Raw genomic sequence first — 18,286 nt, 5'->3', positions numbered from 1 at the left:
ATCATAAAGGAGTGTTGTGAATTAACATGATCAAACTGCGATTGAAGAGATATGGTAAAAAGCGGGAAGCAAGCTACCGGATTGTTGCGATGAAAAGTTTATCTCGTCGCGAAGGTCGTCCCTTAGAGGAACTGGGCTTCTACAATCCCAGAACAGACGAAACTCGATTGGATGTCCCAGCGATTGTTCGCCGCCTTCAACAAGGGGCGCAACCTACTCGAACTGTGCGTAACATCCTGCAAAAAGCCAATGTATTTGAACAACTCAAGTCCAGATCAAACGCTGAACCCAATTCGTCAGAATCGGAACCCGAACCCGTCAGCTAGTCCAGACTATGCTCAGTTAGTGCGATTCTTGATCGAACCGTTTCTAGAAACTCCAGATTCCTTACGAGTCGATTGTGAGCGTTCTCTGGCTCAACAGAGAACATGGATTCGATTAGCTTTTGAAGCAGAAGATAAAGGCCGGGTTTACGGTCGTGGAGGACGCAATATTCAGGCGATTCGGACTGTGTTGTCTGCGATCGCAGAAGCTGCCGGAGAATCCGTTTATTTAGACATATACGATAACCAATCTAATGGTAGTAGTCGCCCGAGGGTTTCTCCTAGTCGTCCTTCTCCGAGACGTACAACCCGAACTCGGCATCGCCCATCGACTTCTAGCCAATTTGCCAGAAAGCCGGAGCGATAAAAGTTAGCAACTTCTCCCGTTAAACCCAGCGTATAACGGGAGTTAGCCCAAGATCAAAGTAAAAAAGTGTTGCCTCGTGAGTTTTTCAAAGTCATTTAACCCTCGAAAAACGGCGGCTCTAATTTGATTAATAGTTCAAACTCAGTTCAGACAATCAGCCAACCGTCTCATCGCCCGATGGGATTCGAGATCAACTGAGGAAGCGGTCGTTGTAAAGCCGCTTTTCCTCGTTGTTTAGTTTCCTCATTCAACGAATGTTTGTGAACAACTATGGTTCATTCAAGCTCCAGCAACAACAATAGTAGAAGTTCAACGCTTGATCGATACCAGCTATGTTAATTGAAATTGAAGCTGATGCAGTTGTCGTTAGTCAAAACGAATGACAGAGCGCTTAACCCTTGAATTCCCCAGTATTGAAAGTGCAATGGCCCTTTCAGGATACCAAGAAGATAACCTCAAAACCCTAGCCAAACAAACCGGCGCCCAGCTTGTGCTGCGGGGTCAAGAACTCCACATTAGCGGAACAGCGAGTCAAATTGAACTCTGTCAAAAATTGGTGCAGTCTCTCAAAGACTTTTGGAAGGTCGGTAAAACCGTGACAGGCGTTGATATTATCACGGCGCGTCATGCACTAAATACAAACCGACAAGAAGAACTCAGCGCTATTCATCAAGACGTTCTCGCTACCACTCGGCGAGGGATGGAAATTCGCGCGAAAACCTTTCGTCAACGCCAATATATTCAAGCCATCCGCACCCATGATTTGATCTTTTGTAGTGGGCCTGCTGGCACCGGAAAAACCTATCTCGCCGCTATTATTGCGGTTCAAGCCTTACTCTCTGACCAATACGAACGCCTAATTTTAACTCGTCCGGCAGTTGAAGCCGGAGAACGTTTAGGATTTTTACCCGGAGACTTACAACAAAAGGTTAATCCTTATCTGCGTCCGCTTTATGATGCCCTTTATGAACTGATTGACCCCGAAAAAACCGCTAACTTGATGGAACGCGGTATCATCGAAGTTGCACCTTTAGCGTATATGCGAGGACGCACGTTAAACAATGCTTTTGTCATCTTAGATGAAGCCCAAAATACGACTCCCGCCCAGATGAAAATGGTCTTAACTCGATTAGGATTTCGATCTCGGATGGTTGTCACCGGAGATACGACTCAAACGGATTTACCTTTAAATCAATCTTCGGGTTTAAGTGTGGCTTTGAAAATATTGAAGAATGTCGAAGGTATCGCTTTCTGTGAATTTTCTCAAGCGGATGTCGTGCGAAATCCTTTGGTTCAGCGAATTGTAGCCGCCTACGAACGGCATGATAAATAACCCCAAATCCTAACTGTATTCATTAATCAATCAATCAATTATGACCACCCTCAAAGACTTTTTAGAAGCTTGCGAATCCCTCGGAACATTACGTTTAATTGTCACCAGCAGTTCTGCTGTATTAGAAGCCAGAGGCAAAATTGAGAAGTTATTTTATGCCGAACTTCCCAAAGGAAAATACGCCAATATGCACAATGAAGGCTTTGAGTTTCATCTGAATATGGATAAAATTAAACAGGTTAAATTTGAAACGGGAGAAGCCAAACGGGGAAACTTTACCACCTACGCAATTCGTTTTATCGACGATCAAGAAGAAGTTGCCCTCAGTGCGTTTTTACAATGGGGAAAACCGGGAGAATATGAACCAGGACAGGTAGAAGCTTGGCAAGAACTTAAGTCAAAATATGGAGAAATTTGGCAACCTTCCCCTGTAGAAACGTTATCCTAAACAACAGATGAAATTCAGAAGATTAATCATTATCTGTCTATTTTTCGTCTTATTTCTGAGTGGAAATTCTGCGAACGCTGGACAACTAAGCGAACGAGTTTTAGAGTTTCCTGACTGGGACAGTAAACCCATTCTCAAAGAAGCAGAAGGGGATTTAATTTATCCTGAATGGATGGCGGGAGAATGGCAAGTAACCAGTACATTAGTAAAAATGGTTGCACCGAACCCAGAAGTGGTAACACCGGGTTTTGAACAGAATCGTCAATATCTTAACCAACCCCTAACCTTTAATGTTCGGTTTTATCCGCAAAAAAATCAGCTTATTAACGTTAATCTTCCGTTTCCGCAAACGTTAAATGTTCTGAATAATTCAGGGGAAAAAAATGATAAAATAGTCGGAGATCGGGCTTTTAATGGGTTAAATATTGCCCAAGCTATTTTAGGAGAAAAAGCCATTTTATCTGTGAAAGTTGATCCCCAAAATCCCAACAAACAAATTACCTTTTTTAATAATGATAATCAACTGCTTTCAACCGTAACCCGTCGAGGAAGCGAAACCCCAAGTCTTAATCAATTTGTTACAGCAGAAATCTTTCAGCAGATTTTTCAAGGAGAAACGTCTATTTATCTCAACGAAGTAGAAACCACAACCGCTTACACTGCTAAATTCAATCAACAAGATCCGGAAAAAGTTGATGAAGTTACCGCTAATCAGATCACAGCGATATATTTGTCTCCTCAAGATCCAGATTATTTTAAAGCCCAAAATCAACCCGTTTCTCTTTATCAGTATCAGTTAAAATTATTACCTATAAATTCTGAATCATCAACAGAGTGAAGGGTGTGTTTAAAATTCCCTTCACTGATTAACTACTTGGTTGCAAATCCACAATAAGCACTCGGATTAAATTCTCGGTATTTGGGTAAATTTTTCTCACAGGCTGATTTTGTTTCAAACCAATCTCCATAGACTTTATAAGACTTATATTGAGACCAATTAGAATAGTTTGGACTCCAAAATAAACCCGCATCAGAATAACCCTTTTCTTGTAAAGATTGACGTTTTTGTTCAGCATTTTCTGGGTCATTAAAAGCTGAATCTGCAATAAAATAAAAAGACATCGGCAGATTAGACAGTTGATCAACCGTTGAAGCTTGAGAAGACTTTTGTTGAAATAAAATCTTCAAAGGAATCGCAACACCCAATCCTAAAAAAGCACCCATGAGAATTCCGAATAACGTTGCTTTTTGCCAATCTTTTAACTGTTTAAACTGTTTAAAGAGTTTAAATTTAGAGTGAGAAGTTTTAGGAGACTGAAGGGGTTTTGGGAAAAATATTGTCGAAGGGGGTAAAGAAGGTTCAGTTTTGGGAATAGGACTCGGAATAGTTTTTAAAGCAGCAAACATTTCTTCAGACTTAGAAAAGCGATCACGGGGATAAAATTGAATCGCTTTATCTAAAATTTCAGCAAAACTTTGACTAATATCAGGAACATTTTCTCGCCATAAAATTTTACCTGTTTCTCGGTCAATATTCATCTCTTTAATCGTTTTTCCGGTTAATAAATAAATCGCTGTCATCCCCAAACTATACAGATCACTTGAATACAACGGATAACCCACCGCTTGTTCAGACGCCATAAAACCCGGTGTTCCAATTAAAATTGAAGCCGTCGGACTTCCCTGAGAATTTAACATCGTTCCCATTGTTTCCTTGACAGCCCCAAAATCAATCAAAACAGGTTTACCCATCGGATGACGTAAAATAATATTATCCGGCTTAATATCTCGATGAATTAAACCCTGCTTGTGAATGCGATGTAAAAGTGGTAATAATCCCAATAAAATCTCTTTAACTTCCGTCTCACTTAAGCGTCCTAAGCGTTGAATGCGGGTGGTTAAGGTTTCTCCCTCAATCCATTCTTGAACTAAATAAAACTGTTCTTCTTCTTCAAAATAGGCGTATAATCGAGGAATGCGATCACTTTTTTCACCCAGTTTTTCTAAAATTGCTGCTTCTCGGCGAAATTGTTCTTGAATTAACGGATAAAGTTCAGGACGATTAACACTCGGTTTTAATTGTTTAATCACACAACGACGACCCGACGGCATCTGAGTATCTTCTGCAAGAAACTTTTCACCAAAGCCGCCACTACCAATAGATTGTAAAATACGATAGCGATTATTGAGGAGTTTTTCAGGAGTTGGGGGAGTGTTAGTAACAATTTGCATGACGACCTCGATAAAGTTAAACCAGTAAGACTCTCTGCTTAACTTCACTGTATAAAAGCCTCAAAAAGTTATGTTCCCCTAACGTACAACTTTCTCAACCATCACATATATTTTTATCCCAATTTTTCGTTTAACTCCTAATTTCACTATCCGAACCGATATCCCCCCTAAATTCCACTGTGACAGCTTGAATGTTGTCACTCAAATGGAGTAATTTAATCTTTGCGATCATTGATCCAGGCGGTTTATCCGGCACGAAAGCGCAACTACAAGCTTAACTCAGTTCATAGTTTTCAGCCCGTTTATTCGGCACGAAAGCGCAACTACAAGCTTTTTTCAATACAAATGTAACAGAATCCGCAATATTTTTTGGGGTTGTATCTTAGGCAAATTCCGCAGCGGAAACTTGTTCGTGCGGCCCCGTCGGTTCCATCTCGATTAATTCACCATCTATCAGTTCGCAGCGATCGCGATCGCCGTATTTTATAATAAATTCATCGGCAGTCAGTAGGTTTGAGGCGAATTGAACCATTACCGTACTTCTCGATTATTTCTGCGATGACTTATATTTGATAATCTCGTGCTAAAATTATTCAAGCTAATCCCAATTCAAACCATCCAGTTTAACCAACGGCGAGAAAATCTCCTTCAGCGTTTTTTCTGAGATTGGAAAGTAACATAAGATTAAATGAAGTCTTAATTTGGCAAGGGAATGAGTGAATTTAATTGCCGGGTCACACCTCTAAACCGTCGAACCGTTGAAGCCACACCCGAAGGCGGAAAGATTGAGTATGAAGATTTTGGTTGTACGGTAGACATCACCGGGCCGTTGCTGTACACTCTGTTTCAAGAACGCTGGCAAGAGGTGCAGATTGGTCATGTCGTTGAGGGGGGAGTGTTAGAACTCGAATTTACTCAACCCCCGAAATTGTGCCTGATTTACGATGGTTATCTCACCGTAGCGACGGAAGCTTGGCATATTCATCTGTGTTTGGAAGATCATCTCGGCGGGCCGCATTGCAAGACCCCTGTGGAGTTGCGACAACGGCGACGAATTCATCGGGCTTCGCTGTATCGACGCTTGAACTCAACCGGAAGACCGACCAGTTGGGGAATTCAGTTTTGGAATGGGGAGCAAGAAAATATGATGACAATATTTTTGCCAAATCCCTGTTTAACAGACGATGAAGATTTACTTCCTTATAATAAAGCAGATTTGAGTAAATTGGCGCTTTACGAAGAACTGCGAGAAATCTATGTTTTGGGCAATCGTCCCATTCCTTTTAATTCTAATCCCCTCAAGCGGCCTTATTTATCAGTTTGTCGTTCATCCCGTTGTTATCCTTCTCGCCAATGGCAACCGATTTATCAGGCTTTGCAAACGGCCGTTAATCAAGCGGAACTGGAAGTTGATGTGATCACATCGGGTTGTTTGGAAGTGTGTAAACTGGGGCCGATTGTTTTTTATTCAGGAGATAGAACCTGGTATACTCGCGTAACTCCCGAGGTTGCCAATAAAATTGTAGCGCAACATTTGAGTCAAGGTCAACAACTCGCCGAACATTTATATCCTCCCGTTCAATCGAAGTCGATTCAAGAATGATTGCAGAAATATAGCGATGTTATTTGATTTATAAAAAATAAATCCATGTAAGCCCCCAGGGTTGGGGGTTTGGGGGCAATGCAGTTTACAAATCATTCGGCGATTGCTATATTCTCATTCATTATTTTGTTCGGAAAAGCAGTCTCAAAAACCAAGTTGAGGAACAAAAAATGAGTATAATTCACTCCTCCCAAACCCAAAATTATCTCTGGGAAAACCGTTGGATTGCCGTTGCTAAAAGTCGGTTTTGGCAAATTTTATTTCTGGCAATCGGTACGGGTAGCACAATCATTTATCCCCACGCCCCTTTAGTTGCTTTTGGTACAATAGCCGGAACAACCCTAAACCGCAAACGGGCAATTTTACTCGGATTAATCGTTTGGTTAGTAAACCAACTTTACGGCTTTCTCATTCGAGATTATCCCCGCAGTCCCGATGCGTTTGCTTGGGGATTAATTATGGGCGTTGGTGTCGTATTGGTGACGGGATTTGCGACTATTAGACCTCGGTTCAGTCGTCAACAGGGGTTCGGTCATATTTTGTGGATTATTCTGGCAGCAATCTTTGGATTTGTGTTGTATGAAAGTCTAATTTTACTCGCCTTTCCCGTGCTTACCGATGGTCACAGCATGGGATGGAATATTCTACAAAAACTGTTTGTTAAAAATATGATTTGGACGGCAGGATTGGGAATTTGTTACGGTTTAGTTTTGCGACTCACCACTCAATTTTCAGCCCAACAGTCTTCTTGATGAAGTTAGAAAAGCACAAATTTGAGAAGGGTGCTGGTAATTTTGCAGTTGTCGTGATAGAATACTTCATCTATCGGTTCTAGTGGGGGTCAGCTACTAGAGGTAACGGGGAAAGTTTGGTGAAAATCCAACGCTGTCCCGCAACTGTGATGAGATTTTAGTTGAGGTTTTATTTTCATCAAATCTCTGAGTCAGGATGCCCGCCGATGGAAATCTACAAACAACTCAATCTGCGAGGTACAGATGTCAAGAGTGAGTCGAATTTTCAGCCTTGTCGCGATGGCAGGGTTAAGCTTTTATCTCGTTGTGGGTGCGGCATCTCCAGCCCAAGCGATGCACATTATGGAAGGATTTCTTCCGGTGGGTTGGGCGATTTTTTGGTGGGTTTTGAGCTTACCTTTTTTCGTTTTGGGTGTGAAATCTTTGACCAAAATTACCCGTCAAAATCCCGAACTTAAGTTATTACTTGCCTTGGCGGGAGCGTTTAGTTTTGTGCTTTCTGCACTCAAAATTCCTTCTGTTACCGGAAGTTGTTCTCATCCAACCGGAACCGGACTGGGAGCGGTTTTATTCGGGCCTTCTGTGATGGCAGTATTGGGGAGTTTGGTATTAGTTTTTCAGGCCGTATTACTCGCCCACGGCGGCATCACAACCTTGGGAGCAAATGCTTTTTCTATGGCAATTGTCGGCCCCTGGACTGCCTATGGAATTTATCGTTTGTGTTTGAAACAAAGACAACAGAAAATCGGAATTTTTCTCGCCGCAACTCTGGGAAGTTTAGCAACCTATATTGTCACTTCGATTCAACTGGCTCTGGCTTTTCCGGCTGCAACCGGGGGCGTTTTGGCATCATTTATTAAGTTTGCCGGAATTTTTGCTTTAACTCAACTTCCCCTATCAATTAGCGAGGGTTTATTAACCGTATTGGTGTGGAACTGGTTACAATCTTACGCCTCAGAAGAACTTCAAACCTTAAAACTTTTGCGACAGAACTAGGAGAATATTATGCAGTCTGAAAAACAAGGAAATTGGTTTCTAGTTTTAGCCGTTATTGCCTTAGCAATCTTACCGTTAATATTTGTTCGGGGAGAATACGGGGGAGCCGATGGCGAAGCAGAGGAAATGATTACAGAAATTCAACCCAATTATCAACCCTGGTTTAATCCCGTAATTGAAGTACCCAGCGGAGAAGTAGAAAGCCTTTTATTTGTTTCTCAAGCGGCTATCGGAGCGGGACTTATTGGCTATGTAATTGGCTTGTACAAAGGTCGTCGGGAGGGAAGAAATTAAAAACCCCTAATGCACCATCAAATTGATTCTTTAGCCTATACGAACCGATTGCGTTATCTTCCTCCAGAACACAAACTTCTGTTTGGAATAACTCTATTTTGTTTGAGTTGGGCGGCTCCTTCGCCCCTTCAACTTTTAATAACAGTTTGGATTGCGATTTGGATTGTTATTTATGCTCGAATTCCGGCGTCGGTTTACTTGAAATTACAGGCGATTCCGTTAGGATTTTGGTTAACCAGCGTTCCGGCTTTGGTGTTGGCGGGAGTTGGGTTATCGGATATGGAGTCCGTTCAAACAGATGTTTTTTGGGGCATAAATTTCGGTCATTTTTTTCTGTATTTGAGTCAACAAGGACTTCAACAAATTACCATTTTGTTTACCCGTTCTCTGGTTCTCACGTCTTGTATGTACTTTATTTTGTTAACAGTTCCTTTTGTCGAAATTGTCAGAATTTTAAAAAAGATTGGCTGTCCGAGTTTAATCACCGAACTGCTAACTTTAATGTATCGGTTCATTTTTCTCCTCACAGAAACCGCCAGTGAATTGTTAACCGCCCAACAAGCCAGAATTGGTTATTGTAATTGGAAAACCGGAATTCGTAGTATTGGAATTGTCGTTAGTCAACTGTTACGACGCACCCTAGAAAACTACCGTCAAATTTCTCTGGGATTAACATCACGAGGGTTTACAGGAGAACTCAAAGTTTGGTATATTCGCCGCTATAAACCCGATTTTCGGTATATAATTGAAGCAATTTGCGGGTGTGTTTTATTGTTCGTTAATATTGGATGGCATTATGTCTCCAGAATTTGAACTTCTCAGTTTTAAAAATGTCGAGTATACTTATCCCTGTAGCCAACATCCTGCGGTTCAAAATTTAACGCTGAGAATTCCCAAACACCAACGCTGTGCGATTATTGGACGCAATGGTTGCGGAAAAACAACATTATTTCGACTCGCTAATGGATTGTATCGCCCCAAACGTGGTAGAATAGAATGGCAGGGAAAACCCTTAAACTACGACCGAAAATCCTTAAATCAATTGCGACAAAAAGTTGGTTTGGTTTTTCAAAATCCCGAACAGCAATTAGTCGCCACAACGGTCGAAGAAGATATTTCCTATGGACTGTGTAACTTGGGTTTACCCGAGTCGGAAATCGCCCAACGAGTTCAACAAACCTTATTAGATTTTGACTTACTTAATTTGGCAGATGCACCGATTAATTACCTCAGTTTGGGACAAAAAAAGCGGGTTTCTATTGCTGACGTGATGGTTCTTCAGCCCCAACTTTTATTACTCGATGAACCCACAGCTTATCTTGACCCCAAACAAGTTCAAAACTTTCGGACAACTTTAGAAAAAGTTCATAGCAGAGGTACAACAATTCTACTAGCAACTCACAATTTAGACTTTGTAGAAGCTTGGGCGGATTGGGTTTTTGTGATGGATAGCGGAGAAATTGTATTAGAAGGAACCCCAGAAACCGTATTTAACCAAAGTCAACAAATTCAAGAATTAGGTTTAGGAGTTCCCCTAATTGTTACGGCGTTAAATGCGATTCAAGATGAACTAACTCTCAATCAATTAACACCCTTATCTGCGGAACAATTACAAAAAATTCGCCAGCGTATTCGTCAACTTTAGGCGCCACCGCAGCCACCGCCACCACAACCACCGCCACCGCAACCGCCCCCACCGCAATCACCGCCACCGCCATTACTTCCGCCATTACTTCCGCCATCACTTCCGCCACCGCAATCACCGCCACCGCCAAACCAAAACCCACTCCCGCTACTGCTACTGTTATAGTTACTACTGCTATTGGTAGAATGGTAACGACTACTGCTGTTCTTGTTACCAGAACTTCTGTGAGAAACATTGCGACTTGATTGGCTAGACGGAAGAAAAGCAAGTGCAATCATAAGCGTAATAATGCAGAAAATTAATAGATATCCGACAGGTTTTCCCCGAGAAATACCCATGAAAATTTTAGCCACACCCAACGCTAAAACAGCAAATACAGGTAATGCGGGTAAATATTCAATGAACGAAGGTTTACGACTCCCTAACGAACTGCTTGTCGAAGGTTTTCCTAAGCTTTTTAAACCCAAACCTAAAACAATGGCAACAAGAACCAAAAGAAAGTAAAACCCTAAAAATTCCGAACCTGTAAAATTAAGAGGATTCAGAATATTTGTAAGAGAAACTTCACAGGCGGTTAAAGCTAGAGTTAGAAGAAATCCAATTCCTAAAATTGCGGGTTTAGGAAAGCGAAATTGAGGTAAATTCAGGTTACGAAACTTGGGAATAATCCAATAATCCTCTGTATTCACCCGTTGAACTTGAATATCGTGATTAAAGCGAATTTCCGCAGGGGGCCAAATCTCAACAGGGGGGAATTCTCCGAATAATTGGGTATAACTTTCTAAAGTTTTATTGTACCAATCATTGAATTTTTTCCCCTCTGAACTTCCGCCTTGAGTTGGGCTGTGATGTAACGGTTTTTGGAGAATATTCGGACAAAATTTATCCCAATAATAACGAGTATAAGCTAAGTGTAAATGCCAAACTTGATCAACTTGTTCAGAAGGCGTAACGGGATGTTCAGCAACAACCGCTAAAAAGGCAAACTTTTTATATTCTGCGATCGCTTGCTGAGTATATTCTACAGTCCAACCGTTCTCTCTGGCTAGACGTTTGCTAAAAGAATATTTGGCGTTAGGTTCATCCAGTGAAAACGTTTGTAAGCGTTGATAGAGTTCCTGTTGTTGAATGTTCATTGACTTCTCCTACAGCTTTCATGTAGATCTCTGTTATCACTTCAGGAGTTTCACTAGATTTTATGAAAACCTTGATTAATCAGGAGTTCGTATTGACTGAGATGGATGGATTAACAGATTTATGAATCTTGAACACTGTGAAATTTATTTTGTCAATCTAAATCCCGTAGAAGACAAAGAATAATCAACAAAACGACCTTTACTTAATTATATGTTATAGTTTTACAAGAAATCAGATGAGTCTAAATGATGAGAATTGTTACCTTTACCGAAGCGAAAAACAAGCTTAAAGCCATATTAGATCAAGTAATTAGTGATGCTGACTATACAATAATTACTCAGCCTGATGCTGATGATGCTGTGGTGATGTCCCTAGAATATTTTAATAGCTTGATGGAAACGGTTCATTTGTTGAAGTCTCCAGCGAATATAGCCCATTTAGAACGCTCTATTTCCCAATACAAACAGGGTCAGGTTACAGAACGGAACTTACTAGATGAGTAAGCGAAAGTTAGCGTGGACTGATGAGGCTTGGAAAGATTATCTCTATTGGCAAAGCCAAGATAAAAAGACTTTGAAAAAAATTAATAAACTCATTCAATAAACTCAGAATTCTCCTTTTAAAGGTATTGGTAAACCTGAACCATTGAAAGAAAATCTATCAGGATTTTGGTCACGTCGTATTGATGATGTCAATCGTCTTGTCTATGCAGTAGATGATGATTATTTGACAATCATTTCCTGTCGATATCATTATGAGCAGTAATGCGATCGCTTGCTGAGTATATTCTACAGTCCAACCGTTCTCTCTGGCTAGACGTTTGCTAAAAGAATATTTGGCGTTAGGTTCATCCAGTGAAAACGTTTGTAAGCGTTGATAGAGTTCCTGTTGTTGAACGTTCATTGACTTCTCCTACAGCTTTGATGTAGATCTCTGTTATCACTTCAGGGGTTTCACTAGATTTTATGAAAACCTTGATTTATTGTGACGTTCGTTGTTGCGTTTCAGCGCCATATATTTAATAGAAACGCAGACTTTCACAAAACGGTTAACTTAACAATCTGACACATTTTATCAACTCAGAAGAATATCAAATCTATATCAATTCAGCAGAAGCAAAGATTTGTTGTGCAGTGAGTTGTAAGTTCGGAAATATTGAAGAAACTAACCGATCATTCTTTTGAAATCGCTGTTTTTGATACTCGTCCTCTACCAATGTACAGATAGTCACGGTTGGCTGTTTAGGTTTACCAATATATTCTCGACCACCCATCCCCAAATAATCAACAATCCAATATTCAGGAACTCCAAATAAAGCATAATCTTCCGCTTTACGAGCATAGTCATTTTGCCAGTTTGTACTGACAACTTCAGCAATCAGTTTAACAGAGTTTCCCAATGTAATTACAGGTTCTTTTTGCCATAAAGGTTCATTAATCAGTTGAGATTTGTCTAATAGAATGACATCGGGACGAAAAGCCGTGTCCGTTCCTAAGAGTTTGATTAAGCATCGATGAGGAATAAAATAATTAAAATCCTGACGATCTATTTCTACATTTAGTTTTCGTCCAATAAAAGCTGAGACTTGCTCATGGGTTCCGGTGGGTTCTATCTCAATTAATTCACCATCTATAAGTTCATAGCGATCACAATCGCCGTACTGGATAATAAATTCATCAGCAGTCAGTAAGTTTGAAGCGAATTGAACCATTATCGTTTTTCCCGATTGTTTTTGCAATTACTTACATTTTAGATAATCATTAAATATTATACAATAAATAGAGGTTAAAAACTATTAAAATAAAGTTGTTAATTAAGCTTAAAATTAAGTTGGGTGTTGTATTGACTCGACCCAACTCTACAAACATCAACCAACATTAACAATTTGTCGAATATCCTCAAAAATTAGGGTCGATTTCTCAATTCGTTGACAATTTCTTGAGCCAAATTTTTTGACCATAACGAATCAAACGGACAGAGAATCTGGCGGTTTTCTGGAGAAAGCCAAAGGATCGCATTTTCCACATCCGAAATTTGATAGGATTCATTCAACAAAACAGAAGTTAGCAAGCGATGAACTGCATTAGCCTGTTCGTCTGTCAGTACAATCATTCTTCTAACCTCCGTTGACGAAGTTTAGTTTTAGCCGTTTCCCCTTTCGACAACATCACCAACGCCTGATCGATATCCCGAACCTTGATTTTTCGGACTGCGATCAGAATCGACTTGATCAACGCTACTTCATCATCCGAGAGTGTAACCATCGGTCAATCCTCAAAGAGTACATCTCAAAGTGGTGTATATACACCACTAATAATCCAATATACCGGAAAATAACTAAGAGTCAATACCATATCGAGACATGAACGCTAGGAAGGCAGATCAGAAGCAGTTGAAAATTACAGTGTCGGAAGATGTCTACAACTTGCTGAAACGCCTTGCAGGAGTAAAAGCCAGTTCCATGAATAAAGTTGTCGGTGAAGCAATTGACCGCTATTTAGAAGAAAGTGATATTCAAGAATTAATAGAGCGGTACAATCTGGAGGATTAGCATTGCACTCAAGAATTTTTGATACAACCCAATTTATCAAAATTCCGTACAATCACTAATTGTATGTTTGATTGGAATGATTGATAATAGTAACGACGGATAAAAAAGGGAATCTTAATCAAATTAAATTGTTTTTTTGAACAGGATTTTCGATGAATAATGGGTTAAGTTTTAGAGGTTAACAAACATGGTTATTCCAGGATGGACGGTTGTTCGAGCAATTCCCCCAGAAATTATGATGGGTATAATAACTGGAAAATACAAGCCTTATGGCGGTGTAATTCGTTGGGCTGCGGGAACAGAAAATGCAGGTCAAATTGTTCGACATTTAGTAGCATCTCCACTCAATCCTCTCAACGGTGCTGTTTCAGGGCTTAATTTAATTTCTGGAATTGCTGCTAATGCTCAACTATTTGGGTTATCGGGTCAGGTTAATTCACTTTCACAGATGACCCAACAAGTTCTTCAGATGACAACAGGTACAGCGTTTGTTTCAGGGCTTAATTTAATTTCTGGAATTGTTGGCAATGTTCAACTTGAACAAGTTAAAGGAGAAACTCGACAAATTAAAGAAATTGCCCAATCTAACACCGATCAATTATTTCAGTTGTCGGGTGAGGTTGATTCACTTTCACAGATGACTCAACAAATTCTTCAGATGGCAACAGGTACAACAATTTTATCGGGTTTGAATTTAACAGTCAGTTGTGTGGGTTTTGCTGTTATTAATAATCGGCTAAACGCCATCGATAATAAGCTGCAAGAAATCCAAAAAGACGTTAAGGAAATCAAATCTTTTCTAGAAACTACCGAACGCGCACAACTTTTTTATGCTCTCAAAGAACTGTTAAAAGCTGACGATAATATTCCGGTTGAACATCGCCATACAATTCTGCACGATTCCCGCAAAAAACTGGGTGAGATTAATATGCGCTATCAGGAGCTTTTATCTCACTCCAATACAATTGAGATAGCGATGGCTAATGAGGAATATTTTTCGCTAACAGCATTAGCCCATGCAAGATGTACAGCCGAATTAGGAATGCTTGAAATAGCTTTACAAGAAATTAAGGAGATGAACTTATTTTGGCAAACTCAAGCTCGTAGAGTCGCAAAATAACTTCTGATTGGAGAGTATCCCCAACGTTTTATAGCAAGCGATTTTGTTGATGAGGTTTTAGTCTTAGAGTTAACAAAATGGTTGGATTTTGCATATAAAGATGAGAAAGGACTGTTTTGGATTGATGAATTAAGACGCAATCATATTAACGAATTTTGGTATTCTAAAGGTCTTTTGAGAAAAGGTAAATCGGGCCTGAATCAAAATGTTGGCGTTGGTTTAGAAAAAGAGAAAACCCTGGTTATTCCAGCCCTGCGAAAATTAATGGCTCGGAGTGAAGTTTTTGAAGGTTATGTTTCTCAATATCAACTGTTAAAAAATTATCAAATGAAACCCTCTGAATTTGAAAAAGAAGTCGCAGCATTACCCGAATCCTCTGCTGTTGGCGGACATTTTATCCTTGAACCCACCTTTGAATTGACGGATTTCTGATCGGGCTTTTTTGGGTTTCGTTGCTCAACCCAACCTACAAATTTATACAAATTTCTCTACAAGGGAAGATACAATTGTCCCTCTCCTACAAGGAGAGGGTTAGGGAGAGGTTTTTAACCCCTAATTCTCAAGCCCGATCGCCGCCCCTTCTCGCCTCGGATCGGCGGCCCCTTCTAACACTCCGTTTCCCGTCAGTCGAATTAAATTGGCATTACCCCAACCGTCCCATTTCTCAATATCATGTCCGCGACGCCGCAACTCATCCAGCGTTTCCGGGTTCATTCTCCCCTTTTCAACAATTAACCGATCCGGTAGCCACTGATGATGTATTCGGGGTTCCGATACCGCCTCACCCGCATTCATCCCAAACTCGACAACATTCAACACCAGTTGCAGCGACGTGGTGATAATGGTACTCCCACCCGGCGAACCCCCCGCCATCACGAACTTTCCATCTCTGGTGACAATGGTTGGACTCATACTCGATAACGGCGTTTTCAACGGGGCGATCGCATTGGCTTCTCCCCCGACTAACCCGAACAAATTGGGAACACCGGGCGCCGCAGCAAAATCATCCATCTCATTATTTAACAAAATTCCCGTTCCCTCCGCAACCACAGCGGCGCCAAAACTCCCGTTAATAGTAAACGTCAAACTAACCACATTGCGTTCGTTATCAACAACCGTCAAATGACTCGTTTCCGGAGACTCCCAAAAATAACGCTTTAAAGTCGCCTCATCAACGGGTTTTACCTCCGTTGAAGGTCTGGCTTCGTTCATGTCGATCGCTTGACGCTGTTCGGCCGCGTAGGGTAAACTCGTTAAACCTTCTATCGGTACCGTCACAAAATCCGGATCGCCCAAATAAGTCGCCCGATCCGCGTAGGCAATTCGCATCGCTTCGGCCAACAAATGCAGCGTATTCGGGTCTTGTCTTCCCCAACGTTTTAAGTTAGTATCTCCGATCATATTTAAAATCTGAACCAAATGCACGCCCCCCGAAGAAGGCGGCGGCATCGAACACACTTGAGTTTCGCGAAATTCTCCACAAATCGGCTTTCGCCAAATCGGAGTATAAGCTTTTAAATCATTTAAAGTAATTAAACCGCCATTTTTTGCCATATCTGCGGCAATCGCCTCGGCAATTTCTCCGCGATAAAAACTGTTCGGATCTTCAGCAATTTTCTTTAACGTCGTTGCCAAATCCTTTTGAATTAATACCTCACCCGGCTGATAAAATTCCCCGTTACGAGTAAAAATTGCTTTCGCTGCGGGGTTGCTCAAAATAACCTCTTGACGCCGTTCAACCGATCTGAGAAAATAATCGCTAACGGGAAAACCGTTCTCGGCTAAAGCGATCGCCGGCTGAACCACCGTCGCCCAGGGCAACTTTCCATAATATTGATGAACGGTGTAAAGTCCCGCAACCGTTCCCGGCGTACCTGCGGCGAGATGTCCATCTAAACTCGATCTCGGTTTAACCTCTCCCGCTTCATCGAGGTACATATCCTGTGTTGCAGCTTTCGGCGCCCGTTCGCGAAAATCGAGCGCGGCAATGGTGTAATCTTCCCCCGCCTGTGGAGTCGCTGGCGGAAAACCCGCTAATAAAAAGCCGCCTCCGCCAATACCGGCGGAAAACGGTTCAACTACAGAGATGGCAAATGTTGTTGCGACGGCAGCATCAACGGCATTGCCTCCCCGTTTTAGCATCTCAATTCCGGCTTCACTCGCCAACGGATCGGCAGAAACCACCATACCCCGTTGACTGCGTTGAGACTCGGCAACCTTGAGTTCAGATTGACACCCAGTTGCCCAAATAAGAATAAATAAACAAATAAAACTCTGGAAAAGTTGCGGATACCAACGCCATCGAGCAATTCTAAGCTGAATTTGCACCGAATTAGAAAATCCCCTGCGATGTGTGCAGTGGAGATCTTAGCGCAAAACCGTCTTAGAGAAAAAATTGCTGGAAACCAGCAGCATCACCGTGAAACCCAGTTGCAGCACCCAGGGGGCGGCGACAAAAAACCAAAGTCCGCACACCACACCGACAAAAGACGCCAGCAGGCGGGTTAATTCTTTCGGGGTTCCCAACGGATCGCCCAAAGTCACCCAAACCGCCAGAAAGCAGATAACTAGAGGAATGATGAATTGTGCAGTCATAACTTTTCATTTCTTAATATTCTATCGATCACAGTATAGTAGATGGCTGAATAAATTGTCATATTGATATCTAGGGTTAGAAGTTTGAACTTAAGCAGTTGATGGGGAGTTGAGAAGTCGGAAGTTAGAAGGAAAGGAGTTCGGGAGTTGGGGAGTTCAGTTTTTACCGTTCACTGTTGGCCGATCATCGCTCAGCACTCGCTGAAAACACCGTTGCCTGTAAGTTTACCCATCTGCTGCGATATACTAAGCAGTGCGTGAATATTGCGACTGAGTCAAAGCAATGCTAGGCAAATTTTTTCAGAAGCCAGAATCCGAACAAAGCGATCGCGTTCCTCCGGGTCAGTACCTTGCTAAAGGGTTTCCCGTCCTCACCTACGGAGATACGCCCGAAATTCGCACAGAAGACTGGGAATTTAAAGTATGGGGTTTAGCCACACCCAAGACCTTTAGTTGGTCTGATATCATGGCAATGCCTCAAAGTGAATTTACGGCTGATTTTCACTGTGTTACTCGTTGGTCAAAGCTAGATGTCACCTGGCGAGGAATTAAAGTCACTGACTTTATGAAGCAGGTTGAAGTCGATCCTCAAGCGGTTCACATCATGGAACATTGCTATGGAGGCTACACCACAAATATCACCAAAGAAGACTTTCTGCGAGAAGAAAACTTTTTTGCCCATACCCTTTTTGATGAACCTTTAAGCGCTGATCATGGTGGCCCGTTACGCCTAGTCGTTCCTCATTTGTATGCGTGGAAAAGTGCAAAATGGATTAACGGTTTAGAGTTTCTCGACGAAGAAGCGCTAGGATTTTGGGAACGCAACGGTTATCACAAACGGGGCGAACCTTGGGCGGAAGAACGGTATAGCGGTTTATTTTAACAATCCT

General features: G+C 41.5%; 24 protein-coding genes, 2 pseudogenes and 1 riboswitch. Of the genes and pseudogenes, 17 read left to right on the top strand and 9 right to left on the bottom strand.

The window, feature by feature from the left end:
- Nucleotides 1-26: 26 nt before the first annotated feature.
- The 5 genes from rpsP (at nt 27) to M595_RS04000 (ending at nt 3,309) form a co-directional block, all read left to right on the top strand.
- Nucleotides 27-326, top strand: a complete 300-nt coding sequence (gene rpsP, locus M595_RS04020) for a 30S ribosomal protein S16 (RefSeq protein ID WP_023064621.1) — start codon at nt 27-29, stop codon at nt 324-326.
- Nucleotides 327-345: 19 nt separating this feature from the next.
- Nucleotides 346-690, top strand: coding sequence for a KH domain-containing protein (locus M595_RS04015; protein WP_009785365.1), 345 nt, complete (start codon nt 346-348; stop codon nt 688-690).
- Between the two features lie 379 nt (nt 691-1,069).
- Entirely contained in the window at nt 1,070-2,023 is a 954-nt protein-coding gene (locus tag M595_RS04010; RefSeq protein WP_023064683.1) for a PhoH family protein, read from the top strand.
- A gap of 40 nt (nt 2,024-2,063) precedes the next feature.
- Nucleotides 2,064-2,471, top strand: a complete 408-nt coding sequence (locus tag M595_RS04005) for a ChuX/HutX family heme-like substrate-binding protein (protein WP_023064748.1) — start codon at nt 2,064-2,066, stop codon at nt 2,469-2,471.
- A 7-nt stretch (nt 2,472-2,478) separates the two neighbouring features.
- Nucleotides 2,479-3,309, top strand: coding sequence for a DUF6816 family protein (locus M595_RS04000; protein ID WP_023064638.1), 831 nt, complete (start codon nt 2,479-2,481; stop codon nt 3,307-3,309).
- 32 nt (nt 3,310-3,341) lie between these two features.
- Here the strand turns inward: M595_RS04000 and M595_RS03995 are convergent, their stop codons facing one another.
- The gene (locus M595_RS03995) at nt 3,342-4,703 is read right to left on the bottom strand and encodes a serine/threonine-protein kinase (protein ID WP_023064615.1); all 1,362 of its coding nucleotides are present in this window, start codon (nt 4,701-4,703) and stop codon (nt 3,342-3,344) included.
- Between the two features lie 397 nt (nt 4,704-5,100).
- Nucleotides 5,101-5,235 (bottom strand): annotated as a pseudogene (locus tag M595_RS31710) (Uma2 family endonuclease); the annotation flags it as partial.
- A gap of 180 nt (nt 5,236-5,415) precedes the next feature.
- Between M595_RS31710 and M595_RS03990 the strand changes: the two are divergent.
- The 6 genes from M595_RS03990 to M595_RS03965 all read left to right on the top strand — a co-directional run bounded on the left by M595_RS03990 (nt 5,416) and on the right by M595_RS03965 (nt 9,993).
- Entirely contained in the window at nt 5,416-6,306 is an 891-nt protein-coding gene (locus tag M595_RS03990) for a (2Fe-2S) ferredoxin domain-containing protein (RefSeq protein WP_023064678.1), read from the top strand.
- 170 nt (nt 6,307-6,476) lie between these two features.
- Entirely contained in the window at nt 6,477-7,058 is a 582-nt protein-coding gene (locus tag M595_RS03985) for a hypothetical protein (RefSeq protein WP_023064684.1), read from the top strand.
- A 57-nt stretch (nt 7,059-7,115) separates the two neighbouring features.
- Nucleotides 7,116-7,280, top strand: a riboswitch (cobalamin riboswitch).
- Nucleotides 7,281-7,301: 21 nt separating this feature from the next.
- A complete protein-coding gene (locus M595_RS03980) occupies nt 7,302-8,054 on the top strand; it encodes an energy-coupling factor ABC transporter permease (protein ID WP_023064632.1) in 753 nt (250 codons plus the stop codon).
- A 9-nt stretch (nt 8,055-8,063) separates the two neighbouring features.
- On the top strand, nt 8,064-8,348 hold the full coding sequence (locus M595_RS30010; RefSeq protein ID WP_023064627.1) for an energy-coupling factor ABC transporter substrate-binding protein: 285 nt from the start codon (nt 8,064-8,066) through the stop codon (nt 8,346-8,348).
- 9 nt (nt 8,349-8,357) lie between these two features.
- Complete coding sequence (gene cbiQ, locus M595_RS03970) at nt 8,358-9,161, top strand: cobalt ECF transporter T component CbiQ (protein ID WP_023064647.1); 804 nt, start codon at nt 8,358-8,360, stop codon at nt 9,159-9,161.
- Nucleotides 9,145-9,993, top strand: coding sequence for an energy-coupling factor ABC transporter ATP-binding protein (locus tag M595_RS03965; RefSeq protein ID WP_023064725.1), 849 nt, complete (start codon nt 9,145-9,147; stop codon nt 9,991-9,993). Before cbiQ ends, M595_RS03965 begins: the two co-directional genes overlap by 17 nt.
- Here M595_RS03965 and M595_RS03960 read toward each other — a convergent pair.
- Nucleotides 9,990-11,129 carry a hypothetical protein gene (locus tag M595_RS03960; RefSeq protein ID WP_023064651.1) on the bottom strand — a complete coding sequence of 380 codons (1,140 nt, stop codon included), beginning with the start codon at nt 11,127-11,129 and terminating at the stop codon, nt 9,990-9,992. The two genes, M595_RS03965 and M595_RS03960, sit on opposite strands and share 4 nt — an antisense overlap.
- Before the next feature lie 246 nt (nt 11,130-11,375).
- Between M595_RS03960 and M595_RS03955 the strand changes: the two genes are divergently transcribed.
- Together M595_RS03955 and M595_RS03950 are read left to right on the top strand one after the other, a co-directional pair.
- Nucleotides 11,376-11,633, top strand: coding sequence for a type II toxin-antitoxin system Phd/YefM family antitoxin (locus M595_RS03955; RefSeq protein ID WP_023064639.1), 258 nt, complete (start codon nt 11,376-11,378; stop codon nt 11,631-11,633).
- Nucleotides 11,626-11,895: pseudogene (locus M595_RS03950) on the top strand (Txe/YoeB family addiction module toxin). Before M595_RS03955 ends, M595_RS03950 begins: the two are co-directional and overlap by 8 nt.
- Here M595_RS03950 and M595_RS31515 read toward each other — a convergent pair.
- The 4 genes from M595_RS31515 to M595_RS30980 form a co-directional block, all read right to left on the bottom strand.
- A complete protein-coding gene (locus tag M595_RS31515; RefSeq protein ID WP_023064680.1) occupies nt 11,803-12,033 on the bottom strand; it encodes a hypothetical protein in 231 nt (76 codons plus the stop codon). The pseudogene M595_RS03950 and the gene M595_RS31515 sit on opposite strands and share 93 nt — an antisense overlap.
- Before the next feature lie 193 nt (nt 12,034-12,226).
- Complete coding sequence (locus M595_RS03945) at nt 12,227-12,841, bottom strand: Uma2 family endonuclease (protein WP_023064703.1); 615 nt, start codon at nt 12,839-12,841, stop codon at nt 12,227-12,229.
- A gap of 194 nt (nt 12,842-13,035) precedes the next feature.
- Nucleotides 13,036-13,242, bottom strand: coding sequence for a hypothetical protein (locus M595_RS03940; protein WP_023064625.1), 207 nt, complete (start codon nt 13,240-13,242; stop codon nt 13,036-13,038).
- Nucleotides 13,239-13,394 carry a hypothetical protein gene (locus M595_RS30980; protein ID WP_023064699.1) on the bottom strand — a complete coding sequence of 52 codons (156 nt, stop codon included), beginning with the start codon at nt 13,392-13,394 and terminating at the stop codon, nt 13,239-13,241. The genes M595_RS03940 and M595_RS30980 overlap by 4 nt, the downstream gene beginning before the upstream one ends.
- A gap of 98 nt (nt 13,395-13,492) precedes the next feature.
- Between M595_RS30980 and M595_RS03935 the strand changes: the two genes are divergently transcribed.
- The 3 genes from M595_RS03935 to M595_RS03925 all read left to right on the top strand — a co-directional run bounded on the left by M595_RS03935 (nt 13,493) and on the right by M595_RS03925 (nt 15,233).
- Nucleotides 13,493-13,681, top strand: coding sequence for a hypothetical protein (locus tag M595_RS03935; protein ID WP_040483534.1), 189 nt, complete (start codon nt 13,493-13,495; stop codon nt 13,679-13,681).
- Nucleotides 13,682-13,868: 187 nt separating this feature from the next.
- Nucleotides 13,869-14,801, top strand: a complete 933-nt coding sequence (locus M595_RS31510; RefSeq protein ID WP_023064706.1) for a hypothetical protein — start codon at nt 13,869-13,871, stop codon at nt 14,799-14,801.
- A gap of 81 nt (nt 14,802-14,882) precedes the next feature.
- Entirely contained in the window at nt 14,883-15,233 is a 351-nt protein-coding gene (locus M595_RS03925) for a hypothetical protein (RefSeq protein WP_023064718.1), read from the top strand.
- A 120-nt stretch (nt 15,234-15,353) separates the two neighbouring features.
- Here M595_RS03925 and ggt read toward each other — a convergent pair whose 3' ends face one another.
- Both ggt and M595_RS03915 read right to left on the bottom strand, forming a co-directional pair.
- Nucleotides 15,354-17,129, bottom strand: a complete 1,776-nt coding sequence (gene ggt, locus M595_RS03920; RefSeq protein WP_023064629.1) for a gamma-glutamyltransferase — start codon at nt 17,127-17,129, stop codon at nt 15,354-15,356.
- Nucleotides 17,130-17,168: 39 nt separating this feature from the next.
- Nucleotides 17,169-17,396: a hypothetical protein gene (locus tag M595_RS03915; RefSeq protein ID WP_023064740.1), complete on the bottom strand. Its 228-nt coding sequence runs from the start codon at nt 17,394-17,396 to the stop codon at nt 17,169-17,171.
- A gap of 283 nt (nt 17,397-17,679) precedes the next feature.
- Between M595_RS03915 and M595_RS03910 the strand changes: the two genes are divergently transcribed.
- Nucleotides 17,680-18,279, top strand: coding sequence for a sulfite oxidase-like oxidoreductase (locus M595_RS03910; protein WP_023064737.1), 600 nt, complete (start codon nt 17,680-17,682; stop codon nt 18,277-18,279).
- Nucleotides 18,280-18,286: the final 7 nt, after the last annotated feature.

This window comes from Lyngbya aestuarii BL J (assembly GCF_000478195.2).
In the GTDB taxonomy this organism is placed as follows: domain Bacteria; phylum Cyanobacteriota; class Cyanobacteriia; order Cyanobacteriales; family Microcoleaceae; genus Capilliphycus; species Capilliphycus aestuarii.
The sequence above is the reverse complement of the archived record's forward strand: the minus strand, read 5'-3'. Positions and strand labels throughout refer to the sequence as shown.

Bases quoted from the DNA above. Each gene is read 5' to 3' on its own strand.
- rpsP (WP_023064621.1), top strand. From the start codon at position 27: ATGATCAAACTGCGATTGAAGAGATATGGTAAAAAGCGGGAAGCAAGC.
- M595_RS04010 (WP_023064683.1), top strand. From the start codon at position 1,070: ATGACAGAGCGCTTAACCCTTGAATTCCCCAGTATTGAAAGTGCAATG.
- M595_RS04005 (WP_023064748.1), top strand. From the start codon at position 2,064: ATGACCACCCTCAAAGACTTTTTAGAAGCTTGCGAATCCCTCGGAACA.
- M595_RS04000 (WP_023064638.1), top strand. From the start codon at position 2,479: ATGAAATTCAGAAGATTAATCATTATCTGTCTATTTTTCGTCTTATTT.
- M595_RS03995 (WP_023064615.1), bottom strand. From the start codon at position 4,703: ATGCAAATTGTTACTAACACTCCCCCAACTCCTGAAAAACTCCTCAAT.
- M595_RS03990 (WP_023064678.1), top strand. From the start codon at position 5,416: ATGAGTGAATTTAATTGCCGGGTCACACCTCTAAACCGTCGAACCGTT.
- M595_RS03985 (WP_023064684.1), top strand. From the start codon at position 6,477: ATGAGTATAATTCACTCCTCCCAAACCCAAAATTATCTCTGGGAAAAC.
- M595_RS03980 (WP_023064632.1), top strand. From the start codon at position 7,302: ATGTCAAGAGTGAGTCGAATTTTCAGCCTTGTCGCGATGGCAGGGTTA.
- M595_RS30010 (WP_023064627.1), top strand. From the start codon at position 8,064: ATGCAGTCTGAAAAACAAGGAAATTGGTTTCTAGTTTTAGCCGTTATT.
- cbiQ (WP_023064647.1), top strand. From the start codon at position 8,358: ATGCACCATCAAATTGATTCTTTAGCCTATACGAACCGATTGCGTTAT.
- M595_RS03965 (WP_023064725.1), top strand. From the start codon at position 9,145: ATGTCTCCAGAATTTGAACTTCTCAGTTTTAAAAATGTCGAGTATACT.
- M595_RS03960 (WP_023064651.1), bottom strand. From the start codon at position 11,129: ATGAACATTCAACAACAGGAACTCTATCAACGCTTACAAACGTTTTCA.
- M595_RS03955 (WP_023064639.1), top strand. From the start codon at position 11,376: ATGATGAGAATTGTTACCTTTACCGAAGCGAAAAACAAGCTTAAAGCC.
- M595_RS31515 (WP_023064680.1), bottom strand. From the start codon at position 12,033: ATGAACGTTCAACAACAGGAACTCTATCAACGCTTACAAACGTTTTCA.
- M595_RS03945 (WP_023064703.1), bottom strand. From the start codon at position 12,841: ATGGTTCAATTCGCTTCAAACTTACTGACTGCTGATGAATTTATTATC.
- M595_RS03940 (WP_023064625.1), bottom strand. From the start codon at position 13,242: ATGATTGTACTGACAGACGAACAGGCTAATGCAGTTCATCGCTTGCTA.
- M595_RS30980 (WP_023064699.1), bottom strand. From the start codon at position 13,394: ATGGTTACACTCTCGGATGATGAAGTAGCGTTGATCAAGTCGATTCTG.
- M595_RS03935 (WP_040483534.1), top strand. From the start codon at position 13,493: ATGAACGCTAGGAAGGCAGATCAGAAGCAGTTGAAAATTACAGTGTCG.
- M595_RS31510 (WP_023064706.1), top strand. From the start codon at position 13,869: ATGGTTATTCCAGGATGGACGGTTGTTCGAGCAATTCCCCCAGAAATT.
- M595_RS03915 (WP_023064740.1), bottom strand. From the start codon at position 17,396: ATGACTGCACAATTCATCATTCCTCTAGTTATCTGCTTTCTGGCGGTT.
- M595_RS03910 (WP_023064737.1), top strand. From the start codon at position 17,680: ATGCTAGGCAAATTTTTTCAGAAGCCAGAATCCGAACAAAGCGATCGC.